This window comes from Prescottella subtropica, from assembly GCF_005434945.1.
Classification (GTDB): domain Bacteria; phylum Actinomycetota; class Actinomycetes; order Mycobacteriales; family Mycobacteriaceae; genus Prescottella; species Prescottella subtropica.
In genome coordinates this window covers 1-1,123 of record NZ_SKCH01000066.1, presented here as the reverse complement: position 1 = coordinate 1,123, position 1,123 = coordinate 1, and the positions used below count along the sequence as shown (strand labels likewise).

General features: G+C 63.8%; 1 protein-coding gene. It reads left to right on the top strand.

Annotated features, from left to right (window positions below):
* Positions 1–68: 68 nt before the first annotated feature.
* Positions 69–1,123, top strand: a protein-coding gene (locus E0497_RS20345; protein WP_137726608.1) for an IS3 family transposase whose coding sequence is annotated in 2 segments (ribosomal slippage) — positions 69–351 and positions 351–1,123 — 1,056 coding nt annotated over the 2 segments. Because the reading frame shifts where the segments join, the coding sequence is not laid out codon by codon here. This gene is flagged as partial in the annotation.

Genomic DNA, 1,123 nt, shown 5'->3' with positions numbered 1-1,123 from the left:
GGGACTGCCCCCGGTTTGGTTGACACCCAATCTGTGAGGATCCGTCCTCACGATGGAAGGATGTCCCCATGCCGAAGCCGTTCCCCGAGGAGTTCCGACGCGACGTCATCGCCGTCGCACGCAAGGGCGAGGCCCCACTCCGCCAGATCGCGAAGGACTTCGGAATCTCCGAGGGCTGCCTGCACCGCTGGTTGAAGATCGCCGACCGCCAGGGCGGTGTCGGCACCACCACCAAGAACCCCGACGAGTCGACCGAACTGCGAGAAGCCCGCAAGCGGATCAAGCTGCTCGAACAGGAAGCCGAGGTCATGCGCCGTGCCGTCGCCTACCTGTCCCGGGACGTCAACCCAAAATGATGTACCCGCTGGTCCTCGACCTCGCCGCCGACGGTGTCCCCGTCACGGTGACCTGCCGGGTTCTCAAATTCTCCACCCAGGCGTTCTACAAGTGGAAGAAAGATCCAGTCACTCAACGTGATTGGGATGACGCGCACCTGATCGACGCGGCGCGCGAAATCCACGCCGACGACCCTGCCTTCGGCTACCGCTTCATCGCCGACGAGCTCCCCGATCGCGGCATCGTCGCCGGTGAGAACCGCGTCGCCCGACTGTGCTCACAGGAGCGCATCTGGTCGGCGTTCGCGACGAAGCGAGGCCTGAGCAGGAAGGCCGGCCCGCCGGTCCACGACGACCTCGTCGATCGCCAGTTCGCCGCAGAGCGACCCAACCAGGTCTGGCTGACCGACATCACCGAACACCGCACCGACGAGGGAAAGCTCTATCTCTGCGCGATCAAGGACCTGTACTCGAACAAGATCGTCGGCTACTCGATCGACTCGCGGATGAAGGCCTCGCTGGCGGTGTCCGCCTTACGGAATGCCGTCGCGCAACGCGACCCGTCCGGGACGATCGTGCACTCCGACCGCGGGAGCCAATTTCGATCGACGAAGTTTGTCCATGAGCTGTCCTGCAACGGATTACAAGGCTCCATGGGAAGGGTCGGGGCATGTGGTGACAATGCCGCGATGGAGTCGTTCTTCGCTCTCCTGCAGAAGAACGTCCTCGACCGGCAACGCTGGTCGACCCGAGCGGAACTCCGACTGGCAATCGTGACCTGGATCGAG